The 17,659-nt window shown below is 65.2% G+C and carries 17 protein-coding genes and 1 tRNA gene; 9 read left to right on the forward strand and 9 right to left on the reverse strand.

Annotated elements, in window-relative coordinates:
• The first annotated feature begins 26 nt into the window (after window positions 1-26).
• Together ACXIQ9_RS07930 and ACXIQ9_RS07935 are read left to right on the forward strand one after the other, a co-directional pair.
• Entirely contained in the window at window positions 27-2,018 is a 1,992-nt protein-coding gene (locus ACXIQ9_RS07930; protein ID WP_459016307.1) for an ABC transporter ATP-binding protein/permease, read from the forward strand.
• A 7-nt stretch (window positions 2,019-2,025) separates the two neighbouring features.
• On the forward strand, window positions 2,026-2,208 hold the full coding sequence (locus ACXIQ9_RS07935) for a chlorophyll a/b-binding protein (protein ID WP_371820521.1): 183 nt from the start codon (window positions 2,026-2,028) through the stop codon (window positions 2,206-2,208).
• 7 nt (window positions 2,209-2,215) lie between these two features.
• Here the strand turns inward: ACXIQ9_RS07935 and ACXIQ9_RS07940 are convergent, their stop codons facing one another.
• The 4 genes from ACXIQ9_RS07940 to psbX all read right to left on the reverse strand — a co-directional run bounded on the left by ACXIQ9_RS07940 (window position 2,216) and on the right by psbX (window position 4,320).
• Entirely contained in the window at window positions 2,216-2,698 is a 483-nt protein-coding gene (locus ACXIQ9_RS07940; RefSeq protein ID WP_296416295.1) for a TolB-like translocation protein, read from the reverse strand.
• Window positions 2,695-3,234 carry a TolB family protein gene (locus ACXIQ9_RS07945; RefSeq protein ID WP_459016308.1) on the reverse strand — a complete coding sequence of 180 codons (540 nt, stop codon included), beginning with the start codon at window positions 3,232-3,234 and terminating at the stop codon, window positions 2,695-2,697. The genes ACXIQ9_RS07940 and ACXIQ9_RS07945 overlap by 4 nt, the downstream gene beginning before the upstream one ends.
• A gap of 5 nt (window positions 3,235-3,239) precedes the next feature.
• Window positions 3,240-4,121, reverse strand: a complete 882-nt coding sequence (locus ACXIQ9_RS07950; RefSeq protein ID WP_459016309.1) for a Ycf66 family protein — start codon at window positions 4,119-4,121, stop codon at window positions 3,240-3,242.
• A 76-nt stretch (window positions 4,122-4,197) separates the two neighbouring features.
• Entirely contained in the window at window positions 4,198-4,320 is a 123-nt protein-coding gene (psbX, locus tag ACXIQ9_RS07955) for a photosystem II reaction center X protein (RefSeq protein WP_010313012.1), read from the reverse strand.
• 137 nt (window positions 4,321-4,457) lie between these two features.
• On the opposite strand from psbX, the gene ACXIQ9_RS07960 reads away from it, so the two are divergent.
• The gene (locus ACXIQ9_RS07960) at window positions 4,458-4,742 is read left to right on the forward strand and encodes a YggT family protein (RefSeq protein WP_459016404.1); all 285 of its coding nucleotides are present in this window, start codon (window positions 4,458-4,460) and stop codon (window positions 4,740-4,742) included.
• Here the strand turns inward: ACXIQ9_RS07960 and accC are convergent.
• Window positions 4,739-6,091, reverse strand: coding sequence for an acetyl-CoA carboxylase biotin carboxylase subunit (accC, locus tag ACXIQ9_RS07965; protein ID WP_010312998.1), 1,353 nt, complete (start codon window positions 6,089-6,091; stop codon window positions 4,739-4,741). The two genes, ACXIQ9_RS07960 and accC, sit on opposite strands and share 4 nt — an antisense overlap.
• Window positions 6,092-6,303: 212 nt before the next feature.
• On the opposite strand from accC, the gene ACXIQ9_RS07970 reads away from it, so the two are divergent.
• From ACXIQ9_RS07970 to msrB, 3 genes are all read left to right on the forward strand, one after another.
• Window positions 6,304-6,385 (forward strand) — tRNA-Leu (locus tag ACXIQ9_RS07970).
• 20 nt (window positions 6,386-6,405) lie between these two features.
• Window positions 6,406-7,689, forward strand: coding sequence for a glycosyltransferase family protein (locus ACXIQ9_RS07975; protein ID WP_459016310.1), 1,284 nt, complete (start codon window positions 6,406-6,408; stop codon window positions 7,687-7,689).
• Between the two features lie 29 nt (window positions 7,690-7,718).
• On the forward strand, window positions 7,719-8,120 hold the full coding sequence (msrB, locus tag ACXIQ9_RS07980; RefSeq protein ID WP_247479485.1) for a peptide-methionine (R)-S-oxide reductase MsrB: 402 nt from the start codon (window positions 7,719-7,721) through the stop codon (window positions 8,118-8,120).
• Between the two features lie 9 nt (window positions 8,121-8,129).
• On the opposite strand, the gene ACXIQ9_RS07985 is transcribed toward msrB, so the two are convergent.
• Both ACXIQ9_RS07985 and smc read right to left on the reverse strand, forming a co-directional pair.
• Entirely contained in the window at window positions 8,130-9,056 is a 927-nt protein-coding gene (locus tag ACXIQ9_RS07985; protein ID WP_247479483.1) for a PRC-barrel domain-containing protein, read from the reverse strand.
• 35 nt (window positions 9,057-9,091) lie between these two features.
• On the reverse strand, window positions 9,092-12,697 hold the full coding sequence (smc, locus tag ACXIQ9_RS07990) for a chromosome segregation protein SMC (protein ID WP_459016311.1): 3,606 nt from the start codon (window positions 12,695-12,697) through the stop codon (window positions 9,092-9,094).
• 91 nt (window positions 12,698-12,788) lie between these two features.
• Between smc and ACXIQ9_RS07995 the strand changes: the two genes are divergently transcribed.
• Both ACXIQ9_RS07995 and ACXIQ9_RS08000 read left to right on the forward strand, forming a co-directional pair.
• Complete coding sequence (locus tag ACXIQ9_RS07995) at window positions 12,789-13,289, forward strand: glycine zipper domain-containing protein (RefSeq protein ID WP_459016312.1); 501 nt, start codon at window positions 12,789-12,791, stop codon at window positions 13,287-13,289.
• Window positions 13,286-13,696 carry a phage holin family protein gene (locus ACXIQ9_RS08000; RefSeq protein WP_247479477.1) on the forward strand — a complete coding sequence of 137 codons (411 nt, stop codon included), beginning with the start codon at window positions 13,286-13,288 and terminating at the stop codon, window positions 13,694-13,696. The genes ACXIQ9_RS07995 and ACXIQ9_RS08000 overlap by 4 nt, the downstream gene beginning before the upstream one ends.
• Here ACXIQ9_RS08000 and ACXIQ9_RS08005 read toward each other — a convergent pair.
• Entirely contained in the window at window positions 13,662-14,999 is a 1,338-nt protein-coding gene (locus ACXIQ9_RS08005; protein ID WP_459016313.1) for a cation:proton antiporter domain-containing protein, read from the reverse strand. The two genes, ACXIQ9_RS08000 and ACXIQ9_RS08005, sit on opposite strands and share 35 nt — an antisense overlap.
• Before the next feature lie 21 nt (window positions 15,000-15,020).
• Window positions 15,021-16,199 carry a THUMP domain-containing class I SAM-dependent RNA methyltransferase gene (locus tag ACXIQ9_RS08010; protein WP_459016314.1) on the reverse strand — a complete coding sequence of 393 codons (1,179 nt, stop codon included), beginning with the start codon at window positions 16,197-16,199 and terminating at the stop codon, window positions 15,021-15,023.
• Window positions 16,200-16,643: 444 nt separating this feature from the next.
• On the opposite strand from ACXIQ9_RS08010, the gene ACXIQ9_RS08015 reads away from it, so the two are divergent.
• Window positions 16,644-17,603 carry a tyrosine-type recombinase/integrase gene (locus ACXIQ9_RS08015; protein WP_459016315.1) on the forward strand — a complete coding sequence of 320 codons (960 nt, stop codon included), beginning with the start codon at window positions 16,644-16,646 and terminating at the stop codon, window positions 17,601-17,603.
• Window positions 17,604-17,659 lie beyond the last annotated feature (56 nt).

Consider the following 17,659-nt stretch of genomic DNA (forward strand, 5'->3'; position numbering starts at 1 on the left):
GAGAATGACGGCATCTGAACGCCGTCATGAATCCCCTGCAGGCCTTCCGCCGTCAGCTCATCAAGCTGCAGCGGCTGGCTCAGCCCTATTTCCTTCCCGTCGAGGAGACCAGCGGTTGGCAGTTTCTGCTGCTGATCGTTGCCCTGCTCGCGGTGGTGGCCGGCAGCACCCTGCTGCTGCTCAGCGGGGTGCTGGCCCTCAGCGGTGCGCTGATCCCCGAGTTCCAGGCCCGCTTCCTGCCGGGAGTTCCCCAGCAGATCGCCGCCCTCTGGGGGAGCCCTGCCGGCCCCATCTTGATGGTGCTGTTTGCCGCAGGGATCGGCAGTTTTGTCTCCCTGCGCAGCAAGTTGCGTCAGGGGCGCTGGCTCCCCTGGGTGCTGCTGGGGGTGATCACCCTGTTGATCCTGGTGATCAACGGCATCAACGTCGGCATTAGCTACGTCGCCCGCAACGTTGAAAACGCACTCGTCACCTACAAGGTCGAGGAGTTCTGGCAGATCGTCGCGATCTATGCCTTTTGCCTGGTGCTGGCCCTGCCGATTCGGGCTCTGCAGAGTTATCTGATCCCCCGCTTGGGTTTGCTCTGGCGGGAGTGGCTCAGTGGTCGCCTGTTGCGCCGCTATCTGACCAATCGGGCCTACTACGTCCTCAATCCCAATGATGAGGCGGCTGAAGAGATTGATAACCCGGACCAACGGATTTCCCAGGACACTGCGAGTTTCACCGGCACCAGCCTGAGCGTCAGCGTTGAGGTGGTCTCCGCTGTCTTGACCTTCCTGAGCTTCATCGTTGTGCTCTGGACGATCAGCTCCACCCTGGCCCTGTGGCTGCTGATTTATTCCCTGGGCGGCACCGCCGTGATCGTCTTCGCCAGCCGCAAGCTGGTGGCCCTGAACTATGACCAGTTGAGGCTGGAGGCGGACTTCCGCTACGGCCTGGTTCACATTCGGGACAACGCCGAGTCGATCGCCTTCTACCGCGGTGAACAGCAGGAATCACGGGAGGCAGAGCGCCGCCTGGGTGGCGCGATTCAGAACTACAACAAGCTGATTGTTTGGGAGGCGCTGATCAGCGTGATTCAGCGCTCCTATGACTACTTCTCTCGCTTTTTGCCCTGGCTGGTGATCGCTCCGATTTACTTCGCCAAGGAGGTGGATTTCGGCGTTTTTGCCCAGTCCGGTATTGCTTTCTCCCAGGTGTTGTTCTCGGTGAGTTTCATCGTGAACAACATCGATCGCCTGGCGGCTTTCTCGGCGTCCATCAGCCGACTGGAGGGGTTCCAGGGCAAGGTCGAGGCCATCAGTGAGGTCAACGCTGAGCAGCAGCGCTTGAGCGAGGAGCAATCCAGCACTGGGGCCTCGGGTTCCCTGTTGGTGCGCCACGTGGATCTGGTGCCCCCCAACAGCGATCGACGTCTGATTGAGGACCTCAGCTTGGAGGTGGGGCCGGGGCAGCGTGTGCTTGTCGTTGGTCCCAGCGGTTGCGGCAAGACCTCGTTCCTGCGCCTGGTCAGTGGCCTTTGGCCCGCTGCCCGCGGTGAGGTCCAGCGCCCGCCCCACCAGGAGTTGTTGTTCATCCCTCAGAAGCCCTACATGATTTTGGGCAGCCTGCGGGAGCAGCTCTGCTATCCCCAGGAGCCCCAGCGCTTCAGCGATGAGCACCTCCGCAGCGTCCTCAATGAGGTGCGGCTGTCGGCCTTGGTGCAGCGCTACCCGGATTTCGACATCAAGCAGGACTGGCCGCGGCTGCTGTCCCTGGGGGAGCAGCAGCGCCTGGCGTTCGCCCGCTTGCTGCTGAATTCCCCGCGCTTTGTCGTGCTGGATGAGGCCACCAGCGCCTTGGACGTGGCCACCGAGAAGCACCTCTATGAGCTGCTCTCCCAACGGGAGATGGCCTTCGTGAGCGTGGGTCACCGCCCTAGCCTCAAGAGCTTCCACGACCTGGTGCTCGAGCTCGATGGCCAGGGGGGATGGAAGCTGATTCCCGCCACCAGCTATGACTTCAGCCAAGGAGCCTGATCCGACGATGTCCGAGACGCCCGAGGTCCCTGCGACCAGCGCCACCACCAACGACGCTCCTGCCTTTGGTTGGAGTGGTTACGCCGAGCGGGTGAACGGTCGCTTCGCGATGGTTGGTTTCGTGGCGATCCTCGTGGTCGAGGCGCTCAGTGGGGAGACCTTCCTGCGCTGGGCTGGTTTTGTGGGCTGAGGTTCCCTTAGGGAATCTCCAGGAGATCGATCTGCCAGAGCCCGCCCCGGCTGACCTCCACCGCTAGCACGCGCCCATCGGCACTGAAGCTGACCTGGCGCGGAACCCCGGCGGGCTCCATCGGCAGCAGCTGCGTGGCCTGGAGGCTGCGCTTGTAGAGCACCAATTCCGTGCGGTCCTCCCGTTGGCGCACGACCGCTAGTCGTTCAGCGTTTTGATCCACAGCAACGCTGATCGGTAGGGCATCGGGGCGATTCAGCCCCGGTAAGGGGACCGGGTTGCGGCGGTTGACGTCGATCAGCTGCACCTGCACGCGCCCATTGCCGCGGGCGGCGATCAGGGCCAGCCATCCCCCGGCCAGCGAGGGGCTCCGGCCTTGCCCCAGTTGGTTGAGCTGCTGGTTCAGTCCTGGCAGGGGGCGCAGACGTCCGCCAGCACAGCCGCTGAGCAGCAGCAGCGTCGCGCCAGCACTGAGCAGAAGACGGATCAAGGCTCGACTCCTGGCCCGCCGCCGCTCTCGCGCTGCCCTGGGGCGAGGTCCGGCTCCAGCAGTCCGCTGAGGTCGTAGATCTGAAGTCGGGTGCTGCCCTGGGAGGTGAGCTCCACCGCCAGTTGTCGGGCATCGGGGGCCAGGCTGAGCCGCCTGGGTTCGGCGTTGCCCGGCAGGAAGAGGGGCTGCAGTGCTCCGCTGGCCCGATCTTCAATTACCGCCTCCCGGCGCGCCCCCCGCTGGATCAGCAGGGCGAGGTAACGGCCGTTCCAACTCAGGGAGGGGGAGCTGTGGGGTTGATGCCGCTTCAGGTGGCGCAGGGGCAGAACTTTGCCGCTCCGCCGTTCCTGCAGCAGGACGGTGGTGCGCCCGCCGCGCTCCACAAGGGAGGCCAGAAGGCGACCATCGCCGCTCAGCGCTGGTTGTTCGCGGTTCTCAGTGCCGTTGAGCCCCAGGGGGCTGGCGCTCTGGCGGCGCAGGCCGCAGCCGCCGATGGCCAGCAGCAAGCCAGCCAGCACCAACGCTCTGGCGGGCAAGGGCCTCAGTCGTCGAAACGGGAGCTGTTGTCGCGAGGGGCACCGCCAGCGGCGGGGCGAACGGGACGGAACTCAGCGTCACTCACGTCGGCGTCCGCGTCAGGTTTCGCAGCAGTGGCCTGATAGGGAGCGCCCTGGGGAACGCCGGGATTGCTGGGGCTGCGGCTGCCTTCAGGAGCGGGGGAGCCCATGGGGCTGCCGCGCCGGCTGGAGCGGGGCATCTCCTCGGGCCGGCTGTTGGGGCGGCTGCCGCGGCGCATCTCCTCTCGGCCTTGGCGGCGACTGCCGAATTCCGCTGAGCCAGCTTGGGCTCCACCGGCGCGGAAGCGGCTGGACTGTTCGGGTTCGCGTGCTGGGCGGGCCGATCGGTCCTGACCCTGCCAGTCATCGCGGGAGGCGGCCCGCTCGGGGATGGCTGCTCGGGCTGGACGACGGGGGCGGTAGAAGTCATCTTCTTCACGCTCGCCGTAGCTGTCGTCGCGGGAGCGAATCCGACGCCGAAGCGGCTGGGGATCGTCGAAACGATCGGCGTCATCACGGAAATCGCGACCACCACCCATGCGGGGCCGGGGCGCGGGTTCCTCGTCGTCGTCGAAGTAGGACGAGCGGCGGGCCTGCTCCGTTGTCACGCCACGCAGCCGAACGCTCTCGTAGCCGAAGAAGACGGTGGTAGCGGCCAGCAGGAACTGACCGAACTGGAGGATCGGATCAAGGCGCCAGCCTTGAAAAAAGAGAATGCCGCCGCAGAGAAGCCCAACGGCGGCAAAAAACACGTCATAGTCGCGCGCCAGAGCCGGCTTGAAGCTCCTCATGAAGTAGAGGAGAGCCCCGCCGACGGCCAGCACGATCCCGACAATGCTGGCCCAATTCAGGCTGGCGTTAACCACAGATCGATTTGCCCTTTCAGGTCACTGTAGGCCCGGCGTCGAGGCCAGCAGCTGCCGCAGCAGTCCCGCAGAGGGATCAGAGCTTGCGATCAACGCGGTCGTTCTGGCTGATCAGGATCACGGCGGCTGCCACAGGGATGACCACGATCACGGCGCCCCAGACAAGGCTGCTCAGAAAATTGGCGAGGGAAGGGGTCATGACAGTGCCGAATCCGCGGGCAATCCTAGGCAGTGATGGCAACTTCCTACGATTGCGGAGCAGCTGCTTAGAGCTTTGTGACGGGACCTGATGGCTCCAGCCTGGAACTGCTCCGTCTGGTGCTGCCCCCCTTCACCATGGGCCTGCGCCTGTTGCTGTCGGCTTGGACCCTGCTGTTCCTGTTCCGGATCGTCCTGACCTGGTATCCCCAGGTCGATCTCAGCAAGGGTTTCTTGCGGATCGTGGCCGTCCCGACTGAGCCGGTTCTGGCGCTGAGCCGCAAGCTGATTGCGCCGATTGGCGGCGTCGATGTCACCCCGGTGATTTGGGTCGGACTGGTCAGCCTGATCCGCGAGCTGCTGGTGGGTCAGCAGGGCCTCTTGACCCAGATGGTGATGCGCCTGAGCGTGCTGCCGGCCTAGCCGTTCGGCAACATCTCCTGCTCCACGAACTTGGTGTGGACGTCGCCGGAGATGAATTCCGGGCGCTCCAGCAATTGCAGGTGGAATTCGATCGTGGTGGGAATGCCGGTGACGGCGCATTCCGCCAGGGCGCGCTTGAGCCGCTTGAGGGCGTGGTCGCGATCCTTACCCCAGACGATCAGCTTGCCGATCAGGGAGTCATAGAAGGGTGGGATCTCATAGCCCGTGTAGACGTGGCTATCGAAACGGACGCCTGGGCCGCCGGGGGGAAGCCAGCCGGTGATCTTGCCGGGGGCGGGCCGGAAGTTCTGGCGCGGATCCTCGGCGTTGATGCGGACCTCGATCGCATGGCCCGTGAGTTTGATCTCCTCTTGGCTAAAGGAGATGGGCTCGCCGCCGGCGATCCGCAGCTGCTCGGCAATCAGGTCGACCCCGCTCACCATCTCGGTGACGGGATGCTCCACCTGGATCCGGGTGTTCATCTCCATGAAATAGAAGTTGCCGGTGCGATCCACCAGGAACTCCACTGTGCCGGCGCCCTCGTAACCGATGGTGCGGGCCGCCGCGACCGCTGCGTCTCCCATGCGGCGACGCAGCTCAGCATTGATGGCGACGCTGGGGGCCTCTTCCAGCAGTTTTTGGTGGCGCCGCTGAATCGAGCAGTCCCGCTCCCCGACGTGGACGACATTGCCGTGGCGGTCGGCCAGCACCTGCACTTCGACGTGCCGGGGCCGGTCGATGAATTTCTCCATGTAGAGGCCGGGGTTGCCAAAGGCGGCTTCCGCTTCGCCCTGGGCGGCCTTGAAGAGGTTGTCGAGTTGGTCCGCTGAGGGGACCAGGCGCATCCCGCGGCCACCGCCACCGGCGGTGGCTTTGATCATCACGGGATAGCCCATGGATTCCGCCAGGGTCCTGGCTTCATCCACGTTCTCCAGTAGCCCTTCACTGCCGGGGATGGTGGGAACGCCCACCTTCTGCATGGTGGCCTTGGCCGTGGACTTGTCGCCCATTGAGCGGATGGAGTCCGGCGAGGGTCCGACAAAGGTCAGGCCGTGGTCAGCGCAGATCTCGGCGAACTTGTCGTTTTCCGCCAGGAAGCCGTATCCGGGGTGGATCGCATCGGCACCCCGGGAGGTGGCGGCCGCCAGGATGTTGGGGATATTGAGATAGCTCTTGCTGCTGGGTGCATCGCCGATGCAGACCGCTTCATCAGCGAGCTGGACGTGCAGGGCGTTGCGGTCGACCGTGCTGTAGACGGCAACGGTGGGGATTCCTAATTCCCGGCAGCTGCGCAGGATCCGAAGAGCAATTTCGCCGCGGTTGGCGATCAGCAGTTTGCCGATGGGCATCCAGTGGCAGTCCGGCGAATCCGGCAGGGCGGGCCGGGTGGACTGTATCAGTGATGACTGGGCCCATCCCCTTGCTGGGCGGGGTCAGGCGATGGGTATATTGCCTGGGCAGTGCATCAGTGCTGCACCCCTCACGCCACCAATTTTTGGTGGTGGACTCCCCCCGAGATTCCAGACCAGGACTTCGTTTTGGCTTGGACGCTCACTACCACGCGGATGTGGTGGAATTGGTAGACACGCACGTTTGAGGGGCGTGTGACTTCGGTCTTGCGAGTTCAAGTCTCGCCATCCGCATTGTTTTAGAGCTCCGCAGCGTGAAGCCTGCCGCCGCTGAGCCCAATCCACACGGCGATGCCTGCATCGTCTTGGTCTGCAATGGCCCTGGTGAGCTGGCCACCTGGGTGCGGCCCCTGGCCCAGCGGTTGCACCGTGAGTTGCCCCTGCGGCCCCTGACGCCTGGGGCGCCGATGGCCCTGCAGTTGGTCTTGGTGCCCTGCCCCAATGCCACGGGCATTGAGCACCAGGTGGCGGATCGGATGGGCTTGTTTGAGCGGATCAGTCCGGCCAAGCGCTTCTGGAGCCTGTTGCTCAGGCCCCAGCGCTTGGGCCGTTGGCCCCGTCGTGGCGTTGTGGTGTTCCTCGGGGGCGATCAGTTCTGGACCGTGCTGCTCTCAGCGCGCCTGGGCTATCGCCACATCACTTATGCCGAATGGGTGGCGCGCTGGCCCCGCTGGAACGACCGGATTGCGGCCATGGGGCCGGCGGCGGCGGATCGCCTGGCGCGGCGTTGGCAACCCCGCTGCCAGGTGGTCGGTGACCTGATGGCGGATCTCTCGGAGGCCGCGCGCTCGGAGCGCCCCTTGCCCCAGGGGGAATGGGTGGCGTTGATGCCCGGTTCCAAACGCGCCAAGTTGCAGGTGGGCGTGCCGTTTTTGCTGGAGGCCGCTGATCGTCTGGTGGCCCAGCGGCCGGGTATCCGCTTTCTGCTGCCGGTGGCTCCGACCACCAGTGTTCAGGAGCTGCTGGCCTATGGCAGTGCGGCGAATCCGATCGCGCAGCACTACGGCTCGGGTGAGCCGGTGCTGGAGGGCTCTGACTTAGTGACCCCCGCCGGCTCGCGGATCCGCTTGGTGGAGGAGCAGCCAGCCCACGGGGTGCTGAGTCAATGCCAACTGGCCCTGACCACCGTCGGGGCGAACACCGCGGAGTTGGGTGCCCTGGGGGTGCCGATGATCGTGCTGGTGCCGACCCAGCACTTGCATGTGATGCAGGCCTGGGATGGGGGCATTGGAATCCTCGCCCGCCTGCCCTTCTTGCGTTGGCTGCTGGGGGCGGCCTTGACGGCCTGGCGGATGCGCAACCACGGCTTCTTGGCCTGGCCCAACATCTCCGCAGGCCGTCAGGTGGTCCCCGAGCGGGTCGGGGCGATCACACCCCAGGAGATCGCCGCTGAGGCCGCCGATTGGCTGGCCCATCCGCAGCGCCTGGAGGGGATGCGGGAGGACCTGCGCAGCCTGCGGGGGCAGCCCGGGGCCGTGGCGGCTCTGGCTGGGATGGTGCGGGAATTGCTGCCGCCACCTTCTGCTGGCGCTGCCTAGTTTGAGCGGGTTTCCCAGGCTTCCAAGCGATGGCTGACGCCGCCCAGCACGACAACGAGCAATGGCGCGAGAAGCTCACCCCTGAGCAGTTCCAGGTGGCCCGCATGGGCGGGACCGAGCGGGCCTTCACCGGGATCTACTGGGACAACAAGGCCAAGGGGATGTACCGCTGCGTCTGCTGCGGCAGTGAGCTGTTTAGCTCTGAGACCAAGTTCAACTCCGGCACCGGCTGGCCGAGCTTCTGGGATGGGGCCAAGGAGGGCGCCATCAGCACCCACTCGGACACCAGCCACGGCATGGTCCGCACCGAGATCAAGTGCGCCAACTGCGATGCCCACCTGGGTCACGTCTTCAATGACGGCCCCACCCCCACCGGGCTGCGCTACTGCGTCAATTCCGCGTCCTTGAATTTTGAGGAGGAGAAGGGCTAGGCCCTTCCCTCACCAGGGATCGCCGCCGCCGGAGGGCTCCCGACGCCGCGGCAGGGGTGCCCGCTCGTCGAAGGGCTCATAGGGCTCGACGTCCAGGGGGGACTCATCGCGCACATAGCGGCGCGGTGCGGGCTCCTCATCGAGATAGCGGCGCTGGCGCAGGGGCTCGCGTTCGCGGCGCTGCTCGACCTCGACGTAGTCGTAGTCCTCTTCCGGTTCGAAGCGGCGGTTGGTGGCCGGCTCGATGCGGCGCTGCTCCTCCTGCGCGGTGGGTTGGCCCGCGGCCAGTTGGTTCTCGACGGGAACCATGTTCAGGCGATAGCGCTCGCGTTCCTCCTGCTCCCAGCTGGGGCCACCGACGCCGAGCTTTTCCAAAAGACCGGTGCCGAGCTGCTTGAGCTTCTCCTCGGCGCCCTCATAAACAATGATCCGATCGGGACCGCTGCTGACGATCTCTTCAACGGTCAGCTCCCAGGTGCTGAGCACACCCTCGCCGAGTAGCGGGACACCAACGGCTCCGAGCACCAGGGTGGTGAGTTCGCCGGTCTCGATGTCAAAGCTGAAGCCCAGCACGCGGCCCAGCTGCTCCCCGGATTCAGTGATCACCTGGCAGTTGATCACCCGGGAATAACGGTCCGGATCGAAGTTCTCCGAGAGGGAGTCAGCCGAATCCACCAGGATCACATCGCCCACTTGGCGGATGCTCTCCAGGGGCATCCAGCGGGGCAGGCCCGGCAGAAAACGCGTGAGCGGGTTGTCCCGCAGCCCCAGGGAGACCACCTCGCGGCGGTCGATATCCACCACAACTTCGCCCACCACACCCAGACGCCGACCGGTGTCCCGGGTGATCACCTGGGTGCCCATGAGCTCCGAGCGCAGCCAGAGGCGGTCGCTGGGGGTGGCCGCTGGGTCGCTTCCGGGTGGAGTGCTTGTCATGGGCGCATTGTGACCGAAAACCTGTCGGAGCTTGGTTAGGCCGCCGGGGGTAATCCCACCACCTGGGTGTGGGCCCCGCGGGCTTGGGTCACACCGATGGTGCGGGTGGCGGCCCCAATCATCGGACGGCGGTGGCTGACCACCAGGAACTGGGCGGCATCGGCCTGCTGGGCGATCAGGGCGGCGAGCCGCTCGACGTTCACGCCATCGAGGAAGCTGTCGACCTCATCAAGGGCGTAGAAGGGCGACGGGCGAAAGCGCTGCAGGGCAAAGAGGAAGCTCAGGGCCGTCAGGGACTTCTCGCCGCCGCTCATGGAGGCCAGGCGGCGCACGGCCTTGCCCTTGGGGTGGGCCACCAGGTTGAGGCCGCCCTCGAGGGGAGCCTCCTGGTTTTCCAGCTGCAGGAAGCCCTCGCCGTCGGAGAGGCCGGCAAAGATGTCGCGGAAGTGCTCATCAACGGCGTTGAAGGCCTCCATGAAGGCCTCCTGGCGCAGGGTGGCCACGGTTTCGATGCGCAGCAGCAGCTCCTCGCGTTCTTTGCAGAGGACGTCGAGTCGCTCCTGCAGGTCCGCCAGCCGCGTCTCGAGTTCTTCGAGCTCCTGCAGGGCAAGCATGTTGACCGGCTCGAGGGCCTCCATGCGCTGCTGCAGGCTCTTGAGCTCGGCCTGTAGGGCCTCGAGGCCGTTCTCGCGCACCTCCTCGGGGATCTCAGGCAGGGGATCGGGGAGCTCCCGTTGCAGCTGCTCCAGCCGGCCGCCGCTGCTGCGCTCCTCCTCGGCCAGGGCCAGGAGTTCCTCGCCCAGGCGCTGCAGTTCCCATTCCTGTTGTTGCAGGGCCTGGCGCTGCTTGGCGAGTTGGGCCTCGGCTTCATCGCGGGCGCGGCGCCGCTCACCAAAGCGGGTTTGGAGCTCCTGTTGCTTGGCCTCGAGGGCGCTGCGCTTCTGTTGATCGGCCTGCTGCTGCTCCTTCCACTGGGTGCGCTCAGCGATCAGGGCATTGACGGCCTGGGCGAGCCGCTGCTCTTCCCCGCCCAGGGCTTGGAGTTGGCTGCTGACCCGCTCGGCGGCCAGTCCCCTCTCCCGGCGAGCGGCCAGCAGGTTGTCGCGTTCCTGTCTGGCCTGGGTCAGGGCGGCATCGGCGGCCTCGAGTTCCTGCTGCAGGCCCTGCCAGCGCTCGCTGTCGCCGCTGGCTTGGGCGCTGGCTTCACTGGCCTCTAGCTGCTGCAGGGCTTGCTGCAGCGGGGTGAGTTCCGTGGCGATGGCCTGCAGGCGCTGCTGCCCGCCGCCCAGGTCGGTCTCGATCTGCTTGATCCGCGCGCTGAGCTGATTGCGGCGTTCCTGCAGCGGGCCGCTGGCCCGTTGGGCGGCCGTGCGCTCGGCGTCCAGGGCGGCCTTGCGTTGCTCCAGCCGGCTGAGCTGCGGCCGCAGTTCTTCGAGGGCCCGTCCGAGCTCGGATTCCTTGCGCTTGCTGGCCAGCAGGGTTTCCCCGAGCTCCAGCAGACGCCGGCGTAGGGGTTCGGCTTCGTCGGCGTCGCTGGCGGCACCGAAGCTGAGTTGATTGCCCCGTTGTTGCAGGCTCCCTCCGGTCATGGCCCCGCTCTTCTCGAGCAGTTCGCCATCGAGGGTGACGGCGCGGCAGCGGCCCAGTTCGCGGCGGGCGCTGGCGAGATCCCGGAAGACCAGGGTGTCGCCGAAGACGTAGCGGAAGACCTCGCCATAGACGGGCTCAAAGCGCACGAGCTCCACGGCCCGCCCCACCAGACCGTCGCCGCCCACGGCTGCGCCACCGCGCTCAAAGGCGGCGCCGTTGCGCATCGCCCCGCCCCCGCCACGGATCTTGTTGAGGGGCAGGAAGGTCAGGCGACCCGCCCGGCGGCTTTTGAGCAGATCGATCGCCCGGGCGGCAATGCGGTCGTCATCGACCACCACCTGGCCAAGGCGGGCGCCGGCAGCTACCTCCAGGGCGAGGCGATGGGCTTCGTCCACCTCGGCGAGTTGGGCGACGGGGCCGTGGATGCCCTCGAGTCCAGCCTCGAGCAGCAGGCGCAGGGCTCCGGTGCCGCGGCTTTCCTGGATGGTTTCCCGCCGGGACTCCATCCGGGCGATGTCTCGCTCCAGGCTGACCTGCTCCTGCTCGAGCCGTTGGCGGGTGCGCTGCTGCAGCGCGAGGGCTTCGGCGAGCTCCTGGGCGCGGGTCTGCTGGGCCTTGAGCTCGTCGAGCAGTTGATGCCACTCGTCCTCCAGGGCGGTGAGGGAGCTGGAGACCCCATCGCTGCTGGCGGCGTCCTGTTGCAGTTGCTCCTGCAGTTCTCCCAGGCGTTCCTGCTCTTGGCGCAGGCGCTCGACGAGCTGCTGCTGTTCGGCCTGCAGCGGGGAGAGCTTGGCCTGGAGCTCCTGGCGTTGGCGGCTGCGCTGCTTTTGCTCCTCCAGCCAGCTGCCGCTGCGGCCGGCCACTTCCCCCAGGCGACGGCGTGAGAGTTCGACGGCGGCTTCGGCAGTGCGGCAGCCGGCTTCGGCCTCCTCCAGGCTGGCCTGGTCGTCAGCGCTGTTGAGCTGGCTTTGCTGCTGTTTGAGGTCGGCCTGCTGGCGGCCCAGCTCCATCCGCTGACGCTGGAGTTCCTCGGCGCCTTGTTGGTGTTTCTCCGCTTGGCGGCTGAGTTCCCTGGCGCTTGCCTCCAGGCCAGCGAGCTCGGACTGCACCGCCAGGAGCTGATCTTCCCCAAGGGCTTTGACCTCGGCCTGCAGGGCGTCGAGGGCTTTGGAGGCGGTCTCGAGGGTGCTTCGACCTTCGCTGACGCTCTGGCGCTCGTTCTCTTGCTGGCGCTTGAGCGCCTCCTGGCGGCTCTGCAGTTGTTTGAACTGGGCCTCGGCCTGCTCGAACCCGAGCACCTGCTCCTGCAGACGGCCTCGCTGGAAGCGCTCCCGCAGCTCCTGGTAGGTGCGGGCTTTGGCGCAGTCCCGCTCGAGCTTTTGCCGGGAGACCAGCAGTTCCTGCTGGACGATGGCGCAGCGCTCTTCCCGGTCCTGCACGTCCGAGAGCTTGGAGCGGGTCTGCTCGATGCGGGAGTCGAAGAGGGCCACCCCGGCGAGCTCATCGATGATTCCGCGGCGGTCGCGGGAACTCATCGAGACGATGCGGGTGACGTCGCCCTGCATGACGACGTTGCTGCCTTCAGGGTCCACCCGCAGCCGGCGCAGCTGGGTTTGCAGCTGCTGGAGATTGCAGGGGATGCCGTCGGCGCTGTAGGTGCTGGCGTAGGTGCCGCCGGGGGCAATGCGCAGCCGGCGGGTGACGGTCCACTCTGTTTGCCCGGGCTTGATCCAGGGGCCTTCTTCGGGTGCCTCGAGACCCTGTTCTGCCTCATCGGGCTGCCAGTCGCTCAGGTCGAAGCGAACGGAGACGACCGTTTCGGCCGCTTTGCCCTGCTTGAGCTTGGAGCTGTTGACCAGGTCGGGCAGTCGCTCCGCCCGCATGCCGCGGCTGCTGGCGAGGCCCAGACAGAAGAGGACCCCATCGAGGATGTTGCTTTTGCCCGAGCCGTTCGGGCCGGTGACCACCGTGAACCCCTCGTCCAATGGGATCGACATCGATCCGCCAAAGGACTTGAAGTGGGTCAGCTCTACCTGATTGATGTGAACCAACAGGCCCGAGCGTCGAGCACCAGAAAGGTAGCCGACCCTCTGTCGATTTCAAGGCATGGTCACTACGGTGTGGTGGCTGTCCCACGGCTCCATGGACTCAGGCACGACCAGCAACGGTGTCCCCCAGGAGCCCGTGCAGGAGCAGCCCTGGCGGGCCAAGATCGAGCCGGAGGAGGTGCCTGAAACCGAGCCCCTCTCGCCGGTGGCGAGCCTGTTTCGGGAACGCTTCGAGCAGTTTCTGCCGACGATCCAGCGGGAGTGGCCAGACGTCGCTCGTCACACCCTGGAGGCCACGCGGGGCAGCCTGGACACGGTGGTGGAGGTGATTGCCCGGCAGACCGGCCGCACCAGTGAGGGAGTCAAGGAGCAGTTGCTCGATCTGCTGACGGTGGGCGAGGGCCAGGCCCAGCAGTGGGCGGATTCCCTGCGGCCGCTGGAGGAGCAGCTGGAGCATCTGCTGGATGACCTCAATGCCAACTTGCGGCCCCGCATCGAAAAACCGGTGCGGGAGCGCCCCTTGATGGCTTTGGGATTGGCTGCTGGAGTGGGGCTACTGCTCGGTCTGTTGCTCTCCGGCCGCCGTTCGTCATGACCAGCTCCGACTCCTCTTCTTCGCAGGACGCGCCGCGGCGTGGCGTCCCCTTGAAGGCGGCCTCCCGGATCACGGGGTTGGTGGCCTCGGTGATGGACCTGCATGTCCGGATCGCCCTGAAGGAGGCCGACCGCGAGAAGCGCCGTTTGATTGGCGGGGTCGTGCTGCTGATGGCGGGTCTCTCGGCGCTGTTGATGGCCTGGTTGGCGGCCGATGTGGCGCTGTTGTTCTGGCTGCATCAGAACTGGGGCTGGAGCTGGATCCACTCCGCCCTGGGCTTGATGGCGGTGAACCTGTTGCTGAGTGCTGTGTTCCTGCGGATCGGTGGCCTGATGACCAAGGGCCCCTACCTGCCCGAAACCTTGGCGGGTCTTACGAAGACGACTCGGGCGTTGGTGGGTCGCTGAGCCAGCGGCAGAGGCCCGGTAGGGAGAGCCCCTGCAGGCTGAGGTTGAGGATCACCGTGATGAAAACGATCCCCTGGCAGTTCTGGGCCAGGACGCTCGCGGCTGCATCGCTGGGCACTCCCCGCAACAGCGGGATGGCGCCCATGACGTTGAAGGAGAGAGCCAGGGGGACCGCTCCGCGTAGGCCGCACCAGGCGATCAATAAGGACTCCTTCAGGCTGAAAGGCGAGAGCCGCTGAAAGATCAGGACGCTCAGGGGCCGGGCGACGAGCATCAGGACCGCGGCGGTGGCCAGGCCGGCCGGCAGGGCGGGCAGCAGGTGGGTTGGATCCACCAGCAGACCAAAGATGAAAAAGATGCTGATCTCCGTCATGGTGTTGAACGGCAGCAGCACTTCTTGAATCGTTTGGTGGTTGATCTCGGGGCGTTGGTAGTGCTCATTGGTCATCATTAGACCGGTGATATAGACCGCGACAAAGCCCGATCCGCCCAGGATTTGTGTGCAGCCGTAATCCATAAAGGCGATGGAGATCGCCACGATGAGCAGTTGCTCGCGGTCAACCACCAGGCGGTTGATCATCACCCGGGCGACATAACCAAATCCCAGGCCCACCAGGACTCCGGAACCGATTTTTTGCAACAGGCTTGAGAAGCCGCTAATGACAACATCCGGGAGTGCTTGCCCTTGCGCTCCAACGCTGAAGAGACTGGCGGCGATGCTGAACAAAATCAGCGCCGATGGGTCGTTGACGGAAGACTCAAATTCGAGCAGATCTTGAACATTTTTCGGCACATGCCGTTTGACCTGACGCAGGACCCCGAGGGTGGCTCCGGCGTCGGTGGAACCCAGGCAGGCGGCCACGAGAAGAGCTGCCCCCAGGGGGATGGCATTGCTGAGCCCCGGGGTGATGGCCGCCCCGCTTTGGGAGGTCAGCCAGACAATCGCAGCCCCAAGGACCAGGGTGGAGACGGCGACCCCGGCAATGGCCAGCACAAGGCCGTATTTGAGGAAGCCACGAATGGCCTGCGTATCGGTTTTCAGCCCGGCATAAAACAGCAGTAGGGCCAGTGAGAAGGTCTGAAGCCGTTCGACCTCGGATGGATGGATATCGAGAACCTGCAGATTGATCAGCAGGCCTAAGAAGAGAACCCCAAGAACAGCGGGAATCCCAATTCGAATCGAGAAGCGGCTGATGATCAGCGTGCCCAGATACACCGCTCCGATGAAGAGCAGTTGAATCTCGAGGGGGATCGTCATTAACCCCTGGCTGCTGGCCAGTAGGGGGGTGATCCAGTGACTCATGGCAGAAGCCTAGGGCTGGCTTTAGCGGATTTCGTAGTGGAGCCAGCGGCAATCAATGCCTCCGTTGCTGATCGGAATGCGCCGGCTGGCTTTCATGCGTAGGGCGCCGGTCAGCTCCGGGTTGCCGCTGAGGAGCCAGAGGCTCCAGCCACTGCAGCGCTCTTTCACCATGGCCCCGAGATCGGCATAGAGCTGCTCGAGTTCATCGCGTTCACCAATCCGCTCGCCATAGGGCGGATTGCAGACCAGGACTCCCGGGCCGCTGGGCAGGTCGAGCGAGCGGAAATCGCCGGTTTGGAGGGTGATGGCTTCAGCGAGTCCTGCGGCCTGGGCGTTGTGTCTGGCTTGCTCCGCCACGCTGGCGTTCTGTTCGCAGCCCAGCAGCAGCGGCAGCGTGCTCAGCGGTTGCTCGCGCGATTGGGCCCGGCGCTGCTCCTCGTCCCAGAGCTCGGCGTCAAAGTCCGCCCATCCCTCGAGGGCAAAGGGGCGATTCAGGCCTGGGGCCTGGGAGAGGGCCCAGCTGGCCGCTTCGATCAGGAGTGTCCCCGATCCACAGAGGGGATCGACCAAGGGGATCGATCCATCCCAGCCCGTCAGCCGGATCAGGCCGGCAGCCAGGTTTTCCTTGAGGGGGGCGAGGCCCATGGCGCTGCGGTAGCCGCGGCGATGGAGGCTGCCGCCAGAGCCATCGAGGCTGAGCCGCGCCTCGTGGCGGTTGAGGTGGACGTGGAGGGAGAGGTCAGGCTCCTCGAGGTCCACGGAGGAGCGTTCGCCCCAGATGTCACGCTGCAGGTCGACGACGGCGTTCTTGACCTGTAGCGCCGTGTAGTGGCTGTGGCTCAGGCCGGGATTGCTGCCGCTGACATCCACGCGGAAGCTCATCGAAGGGTGCAGCCAGCGCTCCCAGTCCAGGGCGTTCTGAATGCCGTCGTAGAGCGACTCGCGGTCATGGCAGGGGAACCGCGCGATCTCCCGGAGGAAGCGGAAGGGATAGCGGCATTGCAGATGGAGCCGATAGAGGCAGGCCATGTCCGCCTCAAAGGCCGCGGCGCGCCGCAGGGGTTGCACCTGCTTGGCGCCGAGCTTGATGAGCTCCTCGGCGCCAATTTCTTCAAGGCCCTGGGGGAGCACCGCGATCCCTTGGATCAAGCCGCTCTTGGCGAGGCGTTTGACCGGTTGCCGCTGCCAGGCCTCTGTCATGACCTCAATCGACTGGGGCGGTTGTCCTCCTCGATGGAGGTCTCTCCCATTGTGCGTTGACCCTGCAGAATGAGGGGGTCCGGTCTCGACCGGACTAGGTGGCTCACACCAGTGTTTCGGACAGCGGTTCGATTCCGCTCAGCTCCACTTCAAGGGGCTGCAATGGTTTCGACGGGGCATGAGGAGGGTGACTGAAGCCTGCTCGGTTAGAGCGAACCCGTAACAGCGAACAACATCGTTCGTTTCTCCCGTCAGACCGCCCCTGTGGCTGCCTGACCCTAATTAAGGGAGATGGGGTTAGATCAGCCTTATCAACCAAATGATCCATGGGGGCTGGGAGGCCCCTTCAATCATTCCACTGCAGTTGATCTGGCGATTACGTCAGATGCTCAAAAACGGAGTGTTGCCAAAACTGTTGCCAAGATCCCGCCCGTCCTGAGTGGAATGGATAAGGCGGAGGCATTGGCTTTCGTCTCGCGTCTTTTCGACGCAGCTCAGGCAGGAGCTGTCCTCTGGGGGGATGAGTTGCTGCTGAAGCGTTTCCTTGAGCAGTGCAGCCGCACTGGCAGCCAAGAGACCATCAGCGGCTATGCCCGTGAGCTGCGGCATTTCATCCGCTGGCGTGATGAGCATCACGCCCACCTTCACCTCCGGGAGTTGGACCCGTCCCTTGTTGATGACTGGGTGTCCCTACTGCGGGACATGGTGTTGGCTCAAGAACTGAAGCCCCGAAGCTTCAACAGGCGAGTCAGTGCGGTGAGTGCGATGTACCGCTGGGCTTGTGAGCCCTCCCGTTCTGCTGTCACCGGAGTGCCATGTAATCCCATTCCCCCGCGAGTTCAGCTCCACGCACCGAAGCTGGCGAAGCCATTGCCAGAAGCAGATCTCTCCGCAGTGCTCGGCAGGATCAGCCAAGCCAAGGCTGAGGGCTCCAAAACAGCAGCCAGGGATTTTGTTCTGGTGCGAGCGAGCTACCTGCTTGGTTGCCGGGTCTCGGAATTGGCTCGCCTGAAGTGGGGCGACATTGAGGCTGTCGATGGGGGCGGGCAAGTCACGCTGCTTGGGAAGGGCAGCAAGCAACGCACAGTTCGGATCAGCGTTGAAACCCTGGAGCTGTTTGAGTCCTTGGGGCGAAGGGAGTCAGGGGATTGGGTCTTTCCCTCCAACCGGAAGGACGGTCCTCTGAGTCGGCAGGCGATTGCTGAGCGGATGCGCCGTTGGGGGCGGGAAGCGGAGGTTCATCTCCATCCCCACAAACTGCGCCATACCCACGCCACGCACGCCATCCGCCGCGGGGTGGATGTCTTCACGCTTCAGGCAACGCTTGGGCATAGCAGCAGCGCCACTACTTCTGGATATGTCGCGGCTGACCCAGCGGACTCGAGTTCGCTAAGACTGGGTTGAGTCATCTGGCTTTCGATCTTCTAGAAATGTTCTACTAGTGTTGAGAGCTATTGGGG

The organism is Synechococcus sp. LTW-G, assembly GCF_054459035.1.

What these genes read in the sequence shown, in the direction of transcription:
- ACXIQ9_RS08000 (WP_247479477.1), top strand. Translation starts at nt 13,286, where the DNA reads ATGACCAGCTCCGACTCCTCTTCTTCGCAGGACGCGCCGCGGCGTGGC.
- ACXIQ9_RS08005 (WP_459016313.1), bottom strand. Translation starts at nt 14,999, where the DNA reads ATGAGTCACTGGATCACCCCCCTACTGGCCAGCAGCCAGGGGTTAATG.
- psbX (WP_010313012.1), bottom strand. Translation starts at nt 4,320, where the DNA reads ATGACCCCTTCCCTCGCCAATTTTCTGAGCAGCCTTGTCTGGGGCGCC.
- msrB (WP_247479485.1), top strand. Translation starts at nt 7,719, where the DNA reads ATGGCTGACGCCGCCCAGCACGACAACGAGCAATGGCGCGAGAAGCTC.
- ACXIQ9_RS07930 (WP_459016307.1), top strand. Translation starts at nt 27, where the DNA reads ATGAATCCCCTGCAGGCCTTCCGCCGTCAGCTCATCAAGCTGCAGCGG.
- ACXIQ9_RS08010 (WP_459016314.1), bottom strand. Translation starts at nt 16,199, where the DNA reads ATGACAGAGGCCTGGCAGCGGCAACCGGTCAAACGCCTCGCCAAGAGC.
- ACXIQ9_RS07995 (WP_459016312.1), top strand. Translation starts at nt 12,789, where the DNA reads ATGGACTCAGGCACGACCAGCAACGGTGTCCCCCAGGAGCCCGTGCAG.
- ACXIQ9_RS07935 (WP_371820521.1), top strand. Translation starts at nt 2,026, where the DNA reads ATGTCCGAGACGCCCGAGGTCCCTGCGACCAGCGCCACCACCAACGAC.
- ACXIQ9_RS07960 (WP_459016404.1), top strand. Translation starts at nt 4,458, where the DNA reads ATGGGCCTGCGCCTGTTGCTGTCGGCTTGGACCCTGCTGTTCCTGTTC.
- accC (WP_010312998.1), bottom strand. Translation starts at nt 6,091, where the DNA reads ATGCCCATCGGCAAACTGCTGATCGCCAACCGCGGCGAAATTGCTCTT.
- ACXIQ9_RS08015 (WP_459016315.1), top strand. Translation starts at nt 16,644, where the DNA reads ATGGATAAGGCGGAGGCATTGGCTTTCGTCTCGCGTCTTTTCGACGCA.
- ACXIQ9_RS07985 (WP_247479483.1), bottom strand. Translation starts at nt 9,056, where the DNA reads ATGACAAGCACTCCACCCGGAAGCGACCCAGCGGCCACCCCCAGCGAC.